The organism is Flavobacterium sp. UBA2787 (assembly GCA_002352205.1).
GTDB lineage: Bacteria > Bacteroidota > Bacteroidia > Flavobacteriales > Flavobacteriaceae > Flavobacterium.
Window position 1 is genome coordinate 234,684 of the sequence record DEHZ01000015.1, and the last position, 17,658, is coordinate 252,341.

General features: G+C 31.0%; 12 protein-coding genes. 8 read left to right on the plus strand and 4 right to left on the minus strand.

Going from position 1 to position 17,658, the window contains the following annotated elements; translation table 11 throughout:
• Nucleotides 1-184 precede the first annotated feature (184 nt).
• Together B4N66_RS14190 and B4N66_RS14195 are read left to right on the plus strand one after the other, a co-directional pair.
• Nucleotides 185-6,643, plus strand: coding sequence for an ATP-binding protein (locus tag B4N66_RS14190; protein ID WP_291095608.1), 6,459 nt, complete (start codon nt 185-187; stop codon nt 6,641-6,643).
• On the plus strand, nt 6,597-7,286 hold the full coding sequence (locus B4N66_RS14195) for a hypothetical protein (RefSeq protein ID WP_291095610.1): 690 nt from the start codon (nt 6,597-6,599) through the stop codon (nt 7,284-7,286). The genes B4N66_RS14190 and B4N66_RS14195 overlap by 47 nt, the downstream gene beginning before the upstream one ends.
• 259 nt (nt 7,287-7,545) lie before the next feature.
• Here the strand turns inward: B4N66_RS14195 and B4N66_RS14200 are convergent, their stop codons facing one another.
• From B4N66_RS14200 to B4N66_RS14215, 4 genes are all read right to left on the minus strand, one after another.
• Nucleotides 7,546-7,725, minus strand: coding sequence for a hypothetical protein (locus B4N66_RS14200; RefSeq protein ID WP_291095612.1), 180 nt, complete (start codon nt 7,723-7,725; stop codon nt 7,546-7,548).
• 450 nt (nt 7,726-8,175) lie between these two features.
• Nucleotides 8,176-11,334, minus strand: coding sequence for a hypothetical protein (locus tag B4N66_RS14205; RefSeq protein WP_291095614.1), 3,159 nt, complete (start codon nt 11,332-11,334; stop codon nt 8,176-8,178).
• A gap of 224 nt (nt 11,335-11,558) precedes the next feature.
• The gene (locus B4N66_RS14210; RefSeq protein WP_291095616.1) at nt 11,559-11,921 is read right to left on the minus strand and encodes a hypothetical protein; all 363 of its coding nucleotides are present in this window, start codon (nt 11,919-11,921) and stop codon (nt 11,559-11,561) included.
• A 291-nt stretch (nt 11,922-12,212) separates the two neighbouring features.
• Nucleotides 12,213-12,491 carry a hypothetical protein gene (locus tag B4N66_RS14215; protein ID WP_291095618.1) on the minus strand — a complete coding sequence of 93 codons (279 nt, stop codon included), beginning with the start codon at nt 12,489-12,491 and terminating at the stop codon, nt 12,213-12,215.
• 416 nt (nt 12,492-12,907) lie between these two features.
• On the opposite strand from B4N66_RS14215, the gene B4N66_RS14220 reads away from it, so the two are divergent.
• The 6 genes from B4N66_RS14220 (at nt 12,908) to B4N66_RS14245 (ending at nt 17,652) form a co-directional block, all read left to right on the plus strand.
• A complete protein-coding gene (locus B4N66_RS14220; RefSeq protein WP_291095620.1) occupies nt 12,908-13,462 on the plus strand; it encodes an HD domain-containing protein in 555 nt (184 codons plus the stop codon).
• A 239-nt stretch (nt 13,463-13,701) separates the two neighbouring features.
• Nucleotides 13,702-14,055 carry a hypothetical protein gene (locus B4N66_RS14225; protein WP_291095622.1) on the plus strand — a complete coding sequence of 118 codons (354 nt, stop codon included), beginning with the start codon at nt 13,702-13,704 and terminating at the stop codon, nt 14,053-14,055.
• A 29-nt stretch (nt 14,056-14,084) separates the two neighbouring features.
• Nucleotides 14,085-14,753 (plus strand): hypothetical protein, encoded by a 669-nt coding sequence (locus tag B4N66_RS14230; protein ID WP_291095624.1) that lies wholly within the window; start codon nt 14,085-14,087, stop codon nt 14,751-14,753.
• Nucleotides 14,754-14,755: 2 nt separating this feature from the next.
• Nucleotides 14,756-15,664 (plus strand): ThiF family adenylyltransferase, encoded by a 909-nt coding sequence (locus B4N66_RS14235; RefSeq protein WP_291095625.1) that lies wholly within the window; start codon nt 14,756-14,758, stop codon nt 15,662-15,664.
• Nucleotides 15,665-15,829: 165 nt separating this feature from the next.
• Complete coding sequence (locus tag B4N66_RS14240; RefSeq protein ID WP_291095627.1) at nt 15,830-17,239, plus strand: type IV secretory system conjugative DNA transfer family protein; 1,410 nt, start codon at nt 15,830-15,832, stop codon at nt 17,237-17,239.
• A gap of 14 nt (nt 17,240-17,253) precedes the next feature.
• Nucleotides 17,254-17,652, plus strand: a complete 399-nt coding sequence (locus tag B4N66_RS14245; RefSeq protein ID WP_291095629.1) for a hypothetical protein — start codon at nt 17,254-17,256, stop codon at nt 17,650-17,652.
• Nucleotides 17,653-17,658 lie beyond the last annotated feature (6 nt).

The window sequence follows — 17,658 nt, forward strand, 5'->3', positions numbered from 1 at the left end:
GGGTGGTGATTGTTTGATGAGCAAAGAGTAACTATTTTTTAGTATGATTATTGAATACTTAAATTAAGATGTCAATATTTGAATTTATCCTTTTCTGTTTAATATTCAAATAATTACTAAATAAAATCCCAATTATTTTATTATTTTTGGTTTTCATTCAAATTAATAAGATTCCCTTTATAATATGGCGGATTATAGAACAATTCCAGATGCGGATTTATCTAGTGCTGGAGATGATTTTCACATACTTTGGGCTATTAAAAAATCTCTTGAATTATTAAATTTCGATAATTCAAGTTTGAAAGCTATTACTATTGAAGGATTTGAAAAAAATCTAACGAGAAAAATCGATCCCTTCGGAGAAAAGTTTTTAGGAATTGATTTAACAGAATATTTTGGGGGAAAAGATTTTGAAAGTGCTGAATCTATTCTTATTTCTCAATTAAAATATAGCACAAGAAGAGCGAATGAAAATTTCACTTTTTCAAAGCTGTATGAGGGTAAGAAGGTAAATTCCAATGCAGGGTCAATAATTCACAGATTAGCAACTATTTTTAAAACGTTTTTAGATGAATTTGGAAGAGATGAGGTTATAAAGAAAGTCAAAATTAAGTTAGTCAGCAACAGAAATATTAATACTTCTCATTTAGACCAAATTAATCAAATCCAAAATTATTTAATTAAAAACAAAAGAACTTTAAGTTTTAATACTATTCTAAAGGAATTTCCTGAAATCTCAAAAGAGCCTTACTCTAAATTAAGAAAGGCTTCTGGATTAAATTTAAATGACTTCTCAGACTTCATAAGATTATTAGATTTTGAAGATTGTGGGACAAGTTCAAGGCAAGTCCTCAAATTTGATTTAATAAAATCCATATCCAAAGCTAGCATAAAATCCCAAAATCAATTCAACTCATTGTTCAAAATGATTTGGGATAAAATGATGCCTGAAAATCGTGAAGAAAGAACTATAACATTGATAGATATTGTAGCCAACTTTGGATTTAGTAGTATAGAAAATCTATTTCCTGTATCTCAACATTTTGAAAATAATCCCAATACAATTCAAAGAGAACAACTAAATGAAATTATATCAGTTATTGAAGGCAATAAATCCTATTTACCAATCTGTATTCACGGAGGTGCAGGAATAGGAAAATCAACTATTGTTCATCAAATAAAAAATACATTACCCGAATATTCTGAGTGTATTCTATTTGATTGTTATGGAGCAGGAAAATATCAAAATCCAGAAGACAAAAGGCATTTACATAGAAATGCAATTATTCATTTAGCAAATGAGTTGGCAAAAAAAGTAGGAACAGAATTTTTACTTGTGCAAAATGAATCGGATGATGTATATTTAAGAGAGCTTATAAAAAGAATAAGAGATGGTGTTGAGATTTTAAGAAATAGAAACTCACTTGCTTTTTTAGTATTTATAATTGATGCCGCTGATAATAGTATCACAGCAGCAAGAAATAATGGAGAAAAGAGTTTTGTAGAAGAACTTTTGCATATTGAAATTCCAGACGGATGTCACATTATAGTAACTTCAAGAAGTTATAGAAAAGAATCTCTAAATCTTCCCAATAAATATACTGATGTTGAATTAAAACCTTTTAGTTTAGAGGAAACTACATTATTTGCAAGAAAGAGCTTTTCAAGTATAATTAATGAAGAAATTACAGAATTTCATCAATTCACCAAAGGAATTCCCAGAGTTCAATTTTATTCCTTAAGCCTGAAAAAACAAGGAATAAATGAGATTATTAATTATCTAAAACCAAATGGAAAAGATGTAGGAGATTTGATTTTAGATAAAATTGAACACGCTATAGTCAGAATCGGAAAAGATAAAAAACCTCTTGTAGAGCAGTTTTTTAAATTACTAATTTCTTTACCAAGACCTGTACCTATTGGTTATTTATCAGAAATAATGGAAGTTGAATTAGATTTTCTGAAAGACCTGTCTTCTGATATTTGGAATGGACTTATTTTTGACGAGGATTTGTTCAGTTTTAGGGATGAGGATTTTGAGAATTATATTGGAGAAACATATCAAATTAGCTTAGAAGAGCTACAACAAATTACTCGAATATTTTTGAGCAAATCTGAAACAGACGAATATGCTTCAGTTAATTTAGGAAGCCTTTTATTTACCGCTGAATATAAAACGGAGTTAGTGGATATTGTCTTGAACAGAAAACTATTAATCCTTCCAAAAGATCCGATAAGAAACAAGGAAGTTTATATAAACAGAACAAAGTTAGCCTTAAAAGTAAGTAATGATATTCATGATGATTTAACCTATTTCAAGTTATTATTCATAGCTGCGGAAGAATCAAAAACAGATAAGGCACTTAGTAATTTATTAATTAACTACCCGGATTTAGTATCAAGATATGGAGACGAGGTTTCATTATCCCGACTCAAACTAAAATCCGAGGAAAAACCTTGGGCAGGAGCATTTCATTTGAAACTAGCTGGAGTATATTCACGTAAACCAGAAACTAAAGAAATTTCTTTAAAGCATTTAAGAACCGCTAGGGAATGGTTGAATTGGAGAAGTCAAAAAAAGAAAGAAGAATTAAAAGATTATCCTATCAGCAGTCTTGATATTGCCTATGAGGTTGAGGCTGTATTAAGATTATTTGGATTATCTGAGGCTGTCGATGCAATAAACAGATGGAAACCAAGAGAAGTTAGGTTGTCATCGGGAAAATATCTGATAGAAAATATCATCAGCTTTTCTTCGAAAGAAAACATTGAAGAATGGTTAAAACACTCTATTTTTCGTATAGATACAAAGTTGTTTATAATCTGCAAACTCTTTCAATGCAATCAACCCATCAATTTCGATTTAAAGGTAACAGCCAATCATCTTTTAAGTATTTTATCAAAAAAGCAAATTAAATTTGAGGAGGATTTTTGGCAACTCATTCCGCAATTTTGTAGAATATTAGCACAACATAAAATAGAAGCAAAAACTATACTTGATATTCTAAATTTTGTCAATTCAAAGCCAATAGACAAGATTCCTTATTTTCATAATGATTACGCGGATGCAAAAGAGGAAATTGCAATGGACATTACTTTGGCTAAAGAAACCTTAATTCATTCATTAAAAAATGAGGAAGTCAGTTTAGAGTATTTTTATCCTAGCAAGTTCAAAGAAGTAGATAAAATTAAAGATTATGAAAAAAGAAATTCTTTAGAAAGTGATAAAAGAGAATTTACCCTGTTCTATAAATATGTTATTCCTATTTATCAGCTGAAGTCTGATTTACATACTGGACGAATTCCTGAATCGGAATGCTCAGTTAAATTCGAAGATATATGCAAAAGTATAAATAAAGATTATAATTTTAAACATCAATTCGGATATTGGGCAAATGATAGATTCATCTTTTTGTCTGGAAAATTAACAGAGATTGCTCTGCTGTTTGATGATAAAACTACGCCTATCAATCTTATAATTAACTCTTTAGACAGTCAGACAGACAAACTGAAACTTAGGTTTGAAGTTTTAGATAAAATAGTTTTGCTGAAAGATTTAATTAAAACCTCATTTAGATTATTAAATGAGTTAGATAGAATAATTAATGATTCTCAATTATCTTCAAAAGAAATTATTGAAAACTATATTAAGTGCTTATTAATGAGTCATAAAATTAATGATTCCTTAAGTAAAGACTTTTTTGACAAAGCGATAAAAGCAACTTCCGATATAGATTATGAAGCGTTTATGCAAATTCTAAGCATCTATTACCTATCAGAAATAGGAATTACTAAACCCAACCCTAAATTAGCTTATGAATATGCTCGTTTTATTGAATATTGTGATATAAAATTGGGAGCTTATGACAAAAAGCATTTTCCCTACACGGAAGGGTTGTTAGGAATAGGCAATATAGATACACCTTCAATGTTTGCTACAATCTGTAGGTGGCATCATAGAAATATAATTGAAATTGGTAGAAGAATAAATTCGTTAATCAAAAAGGCTTTAGAAAAAGGATACATTGACCATATTGTTGCGGGTTCTCTGCTTAATTTGAAAACAAACTATAGTTATGAAGAATTAGAACAAATATATAAACTACTACTCCTAAAATTTGACGAATTAGGCAATTCTGAATTAAAAAGCAGTTTTATAGAATTAGAATTTCGGAATTTAAGACTTGATAAGGATAAGCATTTTACAAGAAAAATCTATGATGAAATAAAGTCTGGAAAATTTGTTGATAGAAATATTGTTTCTGAAATAAAGAACTATATAGATTTTTTAGATACGCTTGAAGATAAAAAGAGTAAGACAGAAGAAAATAATAATTTCAAAAAAGAAGACTTTACCCATAATATTGATTTAACTAAGATAGATTATACTTCAACCAAAGAAATAGAAAAAGCTATTGACTCCATAATCACAAACAATACTGACAGTTACAATCACCGATGGAGTATAGATAATTTTCTATCAGATATTTTAGACAAATGCTCTCTTAATGAATACACTCCATTTTTGAATGCTTTAGTTGATGTCAGTGATAATTTATTAAGTTTTCATTCTTTTGAAAAAATATTGAAAAAAGCTATTAATGAGTGGGATTTTTACCCAGAAGTAAAAAAGTGGAAACAAGAAAAATTTAGATACATCTTACTAACAAAACTTCAACATTTTGACTATGGGAACACTTTAAGTATTTGGTCATTACGACAGTTTACAGGTTTATTTAATATTAATGATTCTCAATTAGCAGATATTATAGTGGATATTTTGCCTCAAAAAATAGACCTGCTGTCTGATGAATCTATTTATAGTTCCTTTGAGTTGATTAAAAGTAGATTGTCTCCAAGTGAAAATGAAAAATTATTGGTATGGATTCTGGAAAAATGGAATTCAAAAATTAAACCTGAACTTGCAGATGGTTTTTGGGGCGAAGAATTGAAACCTCCGACTAATGCTAATGAAAATGTAGCTTATTTGTTAAGATTCGGTTTGGGGCATCCAGACAAAAAATTACGTTGGAGAGCAATTCATTCTATCAGAAGATTGGTAAATCTTAATAATGTAGAAATACTTAAAGTATTATTAGACAACCAAAATAAAAAAGAATGTTTCCCTTTTCAGAATAAGGAATATATTTATTATTGGATGTCTTCTAAGTTATATCTTTGGATTGCAATAGATAGAATTTCTCTTGAAAATCCTGAAAAACTTATTCCTTTTAAGGATATTTTTTATAATGAGCTAATGAATAATGAGTTGCCTCATGTTCTTATCAGACATTACATTCAAAAATCTTGTTTGAACCTTCACAACTTTAATAATTTTATATATTCAGAAGCTGAATTTCAAATTATCCAAGGAGTTAATAAGACTAAAATAGGATATGTTGAAGAGAAAAAATACAGCAGACAACAAAGGAAATATTCTACAAAGTCTAAAAAAGAATGGCGATTCAGATTTGATTCAATTGATACTTTACCCTACTGGTACAGCAGAGTTGGAGACGCCTTTAATTTATCAGAGTATGATGTGGCTGATGTAGCCGACAAGTTTATTACTGAAAATTGGGGTTATACAGGAAATCCTAATAAAGATGATTTTATCGGAAGCCAATTGTATGATAGAGATTTGTATTTAACGAGAAATGACCACGGAAGTAATCCTGAGATAGAAGATTTATCGATATACTTTGAATACCATGCAATGTATTGTGCTGCTAATTTTTTATTAGAAAACGAACCTCTATTAGAGACAGACTCTTGGGATAGTTGGGATTATTGGTTAGATTCGGAAGCTAATGCCTTTAATGATTTTTGGTTGTCGGATTTAAGAGACCCTCGTCCTTTAATCCCAAAATATTGGAAAAATGATGTTGATAAATTTGACAAATTATGGAGAGATTTTATTGCAGAAGAATACTTTGATGAAGGCGTAGGATTTTTGGATGATAGAGATAACAAGTTTTTAAATATATACGGAGGAATTTCAAAAAATGTTGGAGCCAATCAAGAGACAATAAGTTTTAGTTCTTGCCTTGTACCAAATAAAGGAGCCGATGCTTTATTGCGAGCATTACAAACTACTAAAGATAGCCACGATTATTCAATTCCTTTTGATGAAGAAGACCAAAATGATAGGCCTACCTTTGATGAAGATGGTTTTTATTTAACAGGATGGGTTGTGGATATTAGAAGTGAGTTTGAAGGTCTTGATTCAGATGATGCTTTTTTTAATAATACTTCTAAAGGATATATAAAATTTGGTAAAACAGTACATACTCATTTTAATATCAAATATGATAATCTCTATAAATATGGCTACTTAAAAAATCGTCCTATAAGTGTATTTGAAAATTGGAATGAGATATCAGATGAAGAATACAGGTACAAAAAATACAATACAGATACTGAATCTTCAGGAAGTGTTTTTAAAGTTGATACTAATTTTATATTAAGTTTTCTGAACGCAGAACAAAAATCCTTAATTATAAAATGTGTAATAGATAGGCAACTCGAAGAACGAAAATACAAGGAAAGATATGATGATAACAGAACTCACGTAAAACTATATTTAATTAAACAAGATGGAACAGTCAAAACGCTCAGAGGACGAAATTATAAAATTGGGTGAAAAACTAGTAAAAGAATTAGATTTAGAATATTCCGTAAATACTTTGGCAAGATGGATGTCTCATTATCTTGCTGAATTAATCCATAACATAGATAATGCAAAATCAAAGGAAGAAAAGAAACTACTTCAAAGAGAGTGTTGTGATTTAATTCTTAAAGTTTGGTCGCAAAAAGAAAGTTTACCAATTAGAATACCTTCAGACGATTTAAAACCAGTTATAGAGATATTACAAGTTCTTAAAGAAGAAAAAGATTCAGGCATTTTACCACGTTGGTTTGGCAGAAGTTGGAATTTACCTCATAAAAATCAATGGGCTTCTTTTGTTGATTTAGTTAAAAATAACTCGGAGGAAATTTTTGACAAAGTTGTTCAAATGAATTTACATAAAGATATTTTATGCAAGGATGAAAAATGGATTAAAGAAAATAAAGAATTTCTGAGTAAAGAAGAGATAAATTTCCTTGAACTTCTGGATGTTCTTAGCCAAAATGACAAAAATAAAAGTGGGGTTATTGATTTGAATGATTTTGAGTTATCAGATGATAATGAACAGAGAATAGATTTTATGTTTAACGAATTAGAAAGACTTATTGATGAGCAGAAACAAGAATTATTAAAGATTAAAATGAGCTACAAGAAATAATTCATTTTATAATTATCAAAAAGGATTATGCTTTCACATAATCCGCTAGGTTATTTAAAACATATCCTGTTAGTCTTGAATAGAAAAGGTACTGTCACAGTTGGAGTAAGCCTACCATTCATCTTGATTGGTCAAATCAAAATTCATTTAAGGCATCGTCAATCCACCATTGGAACTTTGGTGCCTTTTCCCATAAAACAGAATTATAAATATCAACTTGCGAATCAGCCCATTCACTTGCTAGGTCACAATAGTGGTTTCAGTCTTTATTTTGGTCATTTCGGTAATCACAACCTTCAGTAATTTCAATTTCATAAGACGATAAGAAATCGTTCGCATACTCCAATAATTGTGAATTAGTTAGCACATCATAAAAGTCGGTGTCGCAAAACTCTAATTGCTTAAGGAAGTTTTCTGTTGATTTTTCGAAGTAAGTCATGTGTATTATAATAAGAAATAAAAGAATAATACACTGTCGAAACTTGTAAAGTAGAATAGCTTAAAATCAATATAAAATTCTTACTCCCTGCCTGTTTGTGTTGATTTTATGCGAGCTTTACATACGACAAAAGTGTAAATTATTCCGTTTTCTATAATGCAACCGGACTTATAAAATCCTGAAAATTCAAGCTGGAGTTTTTGACACTTCCAATGTGCTACCTTCCAATTTGGAATACCGATTTTCGAGGCTTATCATTGTTGAAGGTTGTGAAAAATGACCAAACAGCGTAATGCTCCTGCAAGTGATGCCTCATGTTGATTGTATCTGTTTTGGGAAAATAGGTTGAAGGTGAAGAAAATGAATTGTTGGGAAGATAGGTTTTGAAACAATACTTGTTCTATTCAAAAGAGCAGGATTTTTTTCAATCTTTAAACCATAATCGTTTTTTTAAAACTTCCATTCGGGATAGATATCATTTTCTACTATTTGAATTGCTATTTCTTTAAGATACTCTGGCACTTTAAAATTTTCATCTTGAATGGAACTGATTATATTTATTGCTGTCTTTTTAGCTTGAGGTCTTAATGAAGGATGCCCTAATGCTATTTTGATGTGGTCTCCGTAATGTACTTTTTTAAACAGTATGGGAATTGAGTAATTTATTTCTATTTTCCAACTCATTAAAATATATTTACATGTAGATTCTATAATATTTGGAGTTTCACGATAACTATAAAGTACATTTGTTACAAAATCACGCCTGCTTTTTCTCCAATTTTTAATTATATCAATAGCTTCTCTTTGCCATAATGCGTGGTTTTTAAAATTAATCCTCAATAGATTAGCATATTGAAAAGATTTTCCTTTTAAAGTTATTTTAAAATTGTGATGATTATATATAATTTCTTTTATGACATCATTAACTATAACTGAAAAATGTTTTTCTTTCTCAAAACATAATAATGAGTTGTAAACAATTCTCCAATCATATCTCTTCCAATCCTTTAGAGTTAATAATGCGAATTCTTTATTTCTTGATATTCTTAGACAACTACAAATAGTTCCATAAGGAATTCTAGTCCAATTCCCATCATTCAATACATCATCAGAAAATCTTAGTTTTATCTCTTCATCAGCGTACTTTAAGCAGTTATTAATTATTTGTTCAGAAATAGCTTTCCAATTTTCATCATTCAATACCTCATTAGAAAATCTTATTTTTATCTGCTCATCAGCATAATTTAAACAGATACATATTATTTCAGCAGAGGTGTGTCTCCAATTTTTATCATTTAATACTTCATCTGAGAAACTTTGTTTTATTTCTTCATTGACATAATTTAAACAATTATTGATAATTGCTTGATTATATTTTTCCCAATTTTTATTATTTAATACTTTATTTAAGAAATTTTGTTTTATCTCTTCATCTGCATAATTTAAACAGATACAAATTATTTCAGCAGAAATGTGCCTCAAATTTTTATCATTTAATATTTTATTTGAGAAACTTTGTTTTAGTTTTTCATTCTTAGAAATAATTAAGCAGTCTATTAATATTGCAGAAGGAATATCTTCCCATTGTCTTTCATTCAAAATGTCATCTGAGAATTGTAATTTTAATGATTCATCCGCAAAATTTTTTAAAACTATACTTATAAAAAGGGGATTAAAATTAAGTAATTGCTGAACACTTAAAATATTTGAAATATTTTTACTTATAAGCTTATCTTTTTTATAAGTTTTGGCATAGAAATTCCAAAAAGCAGGCACATAAATTTTTTTATCCCATAATTTCTCTGCGTATTCTTTTATAAGTTCATCTTCTAAGTTCATGCCAATGAGGCTTATTAAGTAATAATAGTAGCTATTATTTTTTGCTAATAATTTATTAATCAGCAGTAATTTTTCTTTCCTATTAGTAAATATTTGTTTTTCTCTTTTTAGCATAGTCCCCAAGAATGTAGAGGCAGAATTATTATCCCCAAAATCAGTAATTACTTCTAATAAATCGACCTTCACTATATCACTAAATCCCCAATCTATTTTACTCAATCCTTCGTCAGCCAAAATATCGTGATTGAACTGAATGAAATTTTTGTCACTATATTTTCCTAAACTATAATTTTTATTGATATATGTTTTTAGCTTATCTAAAACAGGGTCTTCCATATTCCAACGGCTAAAATATTTGCTGATTAATTTGTTTTCATTATAATGATCTGCAATGACTAAAAAAGTATCATACGAAATAAAAATTCTGTGTTTTTCATAAATACAAGCCCAGTAATAAAGAGCTTTGGCTAATCCTTTATATTTTTTATCCTCAGCATTAGTAATAACTTTTAAATCATTTTCAATTATATCAATAAATGCTTTTTGAGGTTTTGAGAAATTAAGTAGAGTGTTTTTATTTTGATTCGCATACGCCATTATAAAAAGCAACAAGAATAGTGAACATTGATAATTATTCTTATCAGCAAATAATTGATCTGCTATTTCTTCCCATTCTTTATTATTCTCAATAATTGTTTCAATAATAGATTCATTTTCATCAGGAGATAATAAAATAGGCTCTCCGTCAAGGAGATCTTTACATTTTTTTTCAACAATTCTGTCACCAACTACAATTCGCATATTTGTAAATGAATCTGCCTTCTTTAGAAATTTATATGCAATCTCTTTGTCATGTTCTGTGATACGATACCAATCTTCTATAATAATCAAAAATGTTATACCGTAGCTTTGTTCAATTTTTGATAAACCTTTGCTGTAAAAATCCTCAAATCCATTATCATTTAACCAAACAATCTTAATTTGCTTCTGCAAAGGTTTTTGTGTTTCTTCTAGGCTTAATTCAATAGCCAATCTTCTTAGTAAGGTACTCTTACCACAGCCTCCACTTCCATAAATTATACTAGATATTCCACTGCTTTGCTCTTTAAAACTTTTTATAACGATGTTTTTAATCTTGATGTAATCTTTTCGGATTACATCAAAACTATATAAGATTCCATACCATTGGCAATTTTCATTTTGCTTTGCTGTATAGAATTCTGCCATTGAGAACTCTTGTTTTTTAATATTATCAATAAACTCTTCATTGATAATTATTGCTCCTGAAATTTGAAGTGTTTCGATTTTTACATCAGTAGAAATTTGATGTTTCTGTCGAGTAATGCTGGTTGATGTTTCTTGTCCATATTCCCGCTCTTGATACTTGCAGAATGCTCTAAAAAAATCAAGTGTCTTGGGATTCTGCTTTGAGTTGTTTTCAGGATTTAGAAAATCTTCTATGGTTTCAATATGTATAAGACAGTCATTCAAAAGTTTATCGTAGTAATCAGCTGTTTCTGATTTGTTTTTCAAAAAATTTTTAAAATACTTTGTTTCAAACTTACCGATTATTTTAGCTCTGAATTTCTTTTTAGCATTTGTATCATCATTGTTAATCTCTCTGAAATCATCATTGATTGCAACCAATATATCTCTTACATCATCAATAATCCATTTGTAAATTGCCGATTTAGAACGCATGTTTTTATTACGCTTTTTTTCATCGTCTATATATTTATTTACAAGATTGCGTAGTGAAAATTGTTCCATAGGGCAATTTAAAAAAAAAACGCATTATTGGAAATATAGTACAAAGAATTTTATTTATTACTTGCAGGATTAACTTCTAAAAAGAAAGATATTATTCCGTCATCATTGTAGGTTTCTTCACGAAAAACATGAGTATCATCTTCAGTATATACAATCATAGCGATTAAGCCGTCTTCTTTATTTTGATATGGAATAAGTAGATTTTTTCTTGTTAGCGTATATAATCATGAAGCAATCAGCATAATAAGATTATCGTTTGCTGGGTCTTCTATAAAATCGGTGTCAATTTTCACATTTAATCCCAATTGGTTTGCGACTATCTGCATCAATTTATACTGAAAGTCTGCACATTCTTCTATGGAAGTAAAGGGTTTCGCTCCAGCATCTTGCAAAAATTCAGTAAGTTTTGAATCTTTTTTGATTCGGGGAAGCGATTCGTTATTCGCGTTATCCTCATTAATGGTATTCAAGTCATGTATGGTAAACTTACTGTATGTTTTTTCAGCAGGCATCATAGACGAAAAGTGGATACCATCAAGATTGCTGATAGTAATTCCTTTATCATTTACTGTTTCACTATAATTCAAATTTTTGAGTTTTAAAAGTTCTACTCACTGTATTGAATTATCCTCCTCATTGGCAAAATTTACTATCTCTTTCCAAATTTTTTCTTTTTTCTGTTCCAATGTTTCAGGTAAATCCCGAGAACGTGTATTTTGAAAATTTTCTAATTTTTTTCAATCATCGACACGAGAATTCACATATTGTTTGATTTTATCTAAGGAAATGTATTTGCCATTTTTATACAATATGTGGTCTTCCTTTTGCATATCCAGACTGCCATTTGTTATTGAATTCTGTACCCAAGCAGGAAATTGTCACTTATATCTTTTTACAATCGAGTCAAAAGTTTCCTGATATTCATCCAGTATATTAAAAAAATCATCTCTTTGTCTTGGTGATAATTCTGATTCTTCATCGTCCAAACATTCTAAAATACCTTCAAAATAGCTTTGTTTGAATCTCGTTCCGTTTGACAGATGCTTAAATATTTTTTTTGCGAAATCACTTTTCAAAGCCTCATAGGGTTTAGAAATAGAACATCTCTTTATCTCTTGTTCTAAGTTGATTTCTTGTAGAAGTTCATTAGATGACATCACAATTGAAATACAAGTTAAAATATATAATAATCTATTGTAATCATTTTTACGGATTTGTCAAATAAAAACGAACTTAAAAATAAATGCTTAATGTAAGTCATCTATTATTTAGATACTGGAATTTATAAAAATAAGCATTACAAAAAACACAAAATAAAAAAAGATTAAAAAATAAAATAAAAATTTCAGGTAATGGGAATGTCTTTATTTATATGACCCTGCGAACTATTTTTTTATTTTTTCCCTTATAAAATCCCTGTTCATTTCTACAGTTATTTCCCGTCACAAAAATTTTGTGATTGAGGAATTTTGCTTCATCAAACAAAATTAAAGTTTAGGAATTCTGGAATTAAAACTTCTGAAAACTAAGCATTTTTTAGAAAGAAAAAAGTAAACAATTAAAACTTTTAGAAATGAAAAAGATTCCTACCACACCAGACCAAGTTATTCTACAAGCCAAAAAATTTGCTTTAGAATCACATTCAAACCACTTTTACCCTGATGGCAGACCTTACTTTTTCCATTTAGAGTCTGTTTCAAATCTGACAAAACAAGCTACATTATATGATTCATCGCTTGATGAAGGAACGCTATTGAGTGTAAGCTATCTCCATGATTCCATAGAAGATACTCAAGTTCGCTACGAAGATATCGTAGCCCTGTTTGGTTACGAAATTGCTAATGCTGTTGCCTCTCTTACCAAAGACAAAACGCTATCTAAAACAGAACAGATTCAGGATAGCCTTAACCGAATTCTTCTGACTTCAAAAGAGGCACAGGTAGTAAAATTGGCTGACCGAATTGCAAACCTCTATCAAACCCTACTACTTACAGACAATAAGTGGACTTCACAATATAAAGAATACTACAGACAAGAGTCATTATTTATCAATAAGGCATTGGGAAATTCTTCTCACTTCCTAAGTAAAAAACTAACTGCCTTGATAAAAATCTATAACAGGATTTAAACCAAATCGGTTTACTCCTTTATCCGCAAAAAAGGAGTCGTAAAAGTTTAATCTAAATCCGTAAAGCGATGAGAAAATCCAACAGAAAAGGAGTGGATGAATTGGAGCCAGGCACATTGCACGCTTAGTTCACACTTGCAGGGAAATGAGTGAAGTACAGTAACTCTCCCACAGATTTTGGAGCAGGTATAAAGCCTGCTCCATTTTAAAAACAATTTCAACTTTATAAATATTAAACGATGAAAAAAATATATTCACTTACCAAAGGCACACTTCACAGCCCACAAGTTTACCGATACAAAACCCGAGACGGTAAAGCCGTGTTTACTTTCTCCTACGAACAGGAAGTCGGGTACTACGACATTATAATCCATGAACTCCCAAATTTTAATGGTAGGGAAAGTTACCCATCAGTTGCCCATTGGCTTCCATCTGATTTATCTCCTATCAATAAAAAAGTGTGTTTTATGAACGGCAAAGAACCTGACACTTTGGACAAAGCCAAAAAGATATCCACTCAATACGCAGAATTATTATGGACTTATATTTTGACAGGTATAACCATTGACGAACAAATTCTCCGCAGAAACTAAACCAAAATTAATTTTTTAATACTACAATCATGAAACTAAAAATAACCACAGAAGCCTACCAAAGTATCGTTATGAAAATCGGCTCAGGCATTCCAGAAAAGGGCGGAATCCTTATGGGTAAGGATGGAATTATTACCAATTTTATTTTTGATAAAAATGCCCACACCACAGGAAGTACTTATTCACTTGATGTTGCCTACCTCAATCCAATTATCAAGGAACTAAAACTGCAAGGTAAACAGCTTATGGGAATCATCCATTCCCATCCTTATGGGGCTTTTGAGCTATCAAATCCTGACAAGGAATATTTCATGAGCCAGTTCAAAAATTTTCCTGACTTGGATTTCCTGTACACTCCGATTGTATTCTCTGCAAAACAGGAAGAGTTTACATTCTTCCCTTATGTATTCCATAAAGATGGAACGGTAGAAACTGGTGAACTTGAAATTCTCCCAAATGATTATGAAAAGTACACCCGAAAAGTTGAAGAACCAAACCATGATACAATCGCTCAAAGACAGGAGGTACTAATTGTTATCAAAAAGGAAGCACCTGCTACTATCCCTGAAAGGGAACGTCAACCAGAGTTAGAACTATTGCTACTTATAATGCTGTTCTCCAACTTGTACTTTTTTATCCTTGGACTGGCAACTGCCATCGTTCCTTTAACTTTTTTCTACATAATTAAAAATCTATAATCATGGACTATTCAAGAATACAGGACAGCGTAGATATTGGAATAATCAAAAATTCTCATGTCATAGTAGTGGGAGCAGGAGGCTCATACACTTTAGTAACTTCCCTTGCAAGATGTGGTGTTGGAACATTAACCGTATTGGATTTCGATTCCGTAGAAGAGTCCAACATCGTTCGTCAGGGATATAAAATTTCAGATATCGGAAATTTTAAAGTCGATGCACTGGGCAAAGAAGTTGCAAGTATCAATCCCGAGGTAAGCTACAATGGGATTACCAAGAATTTTTTGGATATGGACGAAGAGGAATTGGATGCGATATTCAAACAAGCCGATTTGTTATTATTCTTAACCGATTCATTCAAAGCTCAAGCCTTTGGAAATGTCATTGCTTTGAAATACAACAAACCTGCAATTTGGTCAGGTTGGTATGCAAAAAGCCGTACTGCTGAATTATTTTTCCAAGTTCCTGAATATACCACTGCTTGTTTTCGATGTGCAGCCTCCTCACGATACAAAGCCAATGAACAGCAGGAAGTAAAAATATCCTCCAACAGCAATACGATTTTTCACTCCCAATTACTCGATTCGTTCATTGGAATGATGAGCCTTGCAATTTTACATCGAAACACAACTACAACGGATGTAAAAACAATGAATGAATACGAGTTGTTTTGGGATTCACTTATGACAAAAGACAGAACAACACCTTATAATTTCTTTCAATTCAAGGCACATCCAATGGGCGGTAATAATTTATTTGATAAGGCATATTCTCATTTGGAAATGCACAGTCACAACTTTGTAAGCTACTGGCAAAATGCAGAAGGGGAACTCAAAATTAACGGTTACGATTATGATTGCCCGGACTGCAATGGAAAGCTACATCACGCTCTAAATAACTCTAATTCTTAACATTATGAATCCAACAGTCAAACTATTTTTTAGTGCCATAGGTAGTTTATGTATTGCCATTCTTAGATTCCTTTTAGCCTGTTTTTATGGGTTAGCTAAACTGCTGAGTGCCATCTGTCAATTTTTAATAAGTGCCTCTGAAGAAATTCTAAACAAACTAAAACCATGATAAAAAAATTCATCCTAAAACAAATCACAGAAAGTTCTCCCACAGCCAAACAAATTGTTGAGACGATATGGGGCAAAGACCATACGCTAAAAGCGGAGTTCGGAAAAGCATCCAATCTGATCACAACAACGGGTGACGGATTTTGCATTGATGGAACTCGATTTCTTTCTTTGGCTCAAAGTAGGTCTAATTATCTTGTGGTTGCACCATCAGGCAAGGGTAAAAGTCAGGTTTCGGTATTTCCGTTTTTATTGAACGCCAAAGGCAAGCATTCCCTTATTGTTAATGACCCTAGTTCTGAACTCAGTAGTACAATTCCTTATCTTGAATCGGTTGGTTATAAATGTTTTATACTGGATTTCGCAAAGAAAAATGGATTATATTTCAATCCACTTGATGGTTGTGCCAATAATAACCTTACCCAAATGAGAAAAGTTGCCAAGACTTTGCTCAGTGCAACCACCAAAGACACGGAAGACTTCTTCTCCATTTCAGCCGAGGATTGTTTGGTATTATTCATTCAGTTCTTGATGGAGTCAGAACCTGTCCAGTTTAGAAACTTAGCCAACGTGTACAGGCTCATTCTCGAATACCAAGCGAGTCCGCATTTAATTGAAAATCTTGTAACCACCAAAGGTTCTGAAGAAGTGTTTAGAAAATTTAGAGCCTTGGCAGGGGCTTCTGAGAACACAAGAAAGTCAATTGTAGCAAGTGCCTTGACGGCTTTATCGTTTATTGGAGAAGACCCGACACTGTGTGATATTACTTTTCGAACCACTATCCGTTTTGAAGATTTTAGAACACGACCACACGCATTATTTGTTCATGTTCCTGTTGGAGATGTTCGTTATTATGCTCCAATGGTTTCCCTGTTCTTTCAAGATTTTTATAGATATGCGTTCTCTTATCTGCCATCAGAAAGAGAATTAGATATCTGTATGGTAATGGACGAATTTGATACGTTAACTTCAATTCAAGGATATTCTGAAATCATTTCAAATGCAAGAAAATTTAAAATCCCACAGCAATTGATTCTCCAATCTGAAGCCCTACTGAGTAAGTACGGTGATAAGGCAAAAAACATTTTAAACAATTGTAATGTAAAATGCTATTATGGAGGTTTGGGTCAGGAAGCCTACGATTTGGAAAGAATCCTTGGAAATTTTGAGTATAAGGATGACAAATCAGGAGCAATCCGACAGCGACCACTCATGACAGCTTCTGAAATACGTGAGATGAAAGATGAAATATTGGTCATCCCATCAGGAGAAAAACCACTTAAAGTCAGTATCACACCTGCTTACAAACAAAGAGAACTGGTAGCAAAACTCAATACTCGACCAAAAAGTAAACCTCTGCCTGTAGCGTATGGGGTTAGTTATTTAGACCTGTCAATATACCGGTAACATATCGATAGCTCATGAAACAATCTGTACAACCCAACAAGATACTCCTAGAGTATCTAAATACATCTTCTCAAGAAACCTTTAAAAGAAAAATAGAGTTGAACTATCCTCAACTCAATAATTTACAATTTGAAATATTGTCAGAGAAACTGAAACAATATGTCTCTTTCAGTAAAGAGTATGAAGTCCTGCTTTTATTCCCATATATACTGAATAATATTCGCTTTTTAAATCCTGAACTCAAACAGAAAAGGATTGTAAAATTACTCTGGGAGAGAGGTTTTGAAAATAAGCTTGAAAAGATAGAAAGACTTGAGCAGATGTATGAAAGTTGGATGACTTTAGAACAGGAATTAAATAAAATAGAGAAAGAACGATTTGTAAACAAAGAACCCGAACAAGAACGTAACTAACTATTA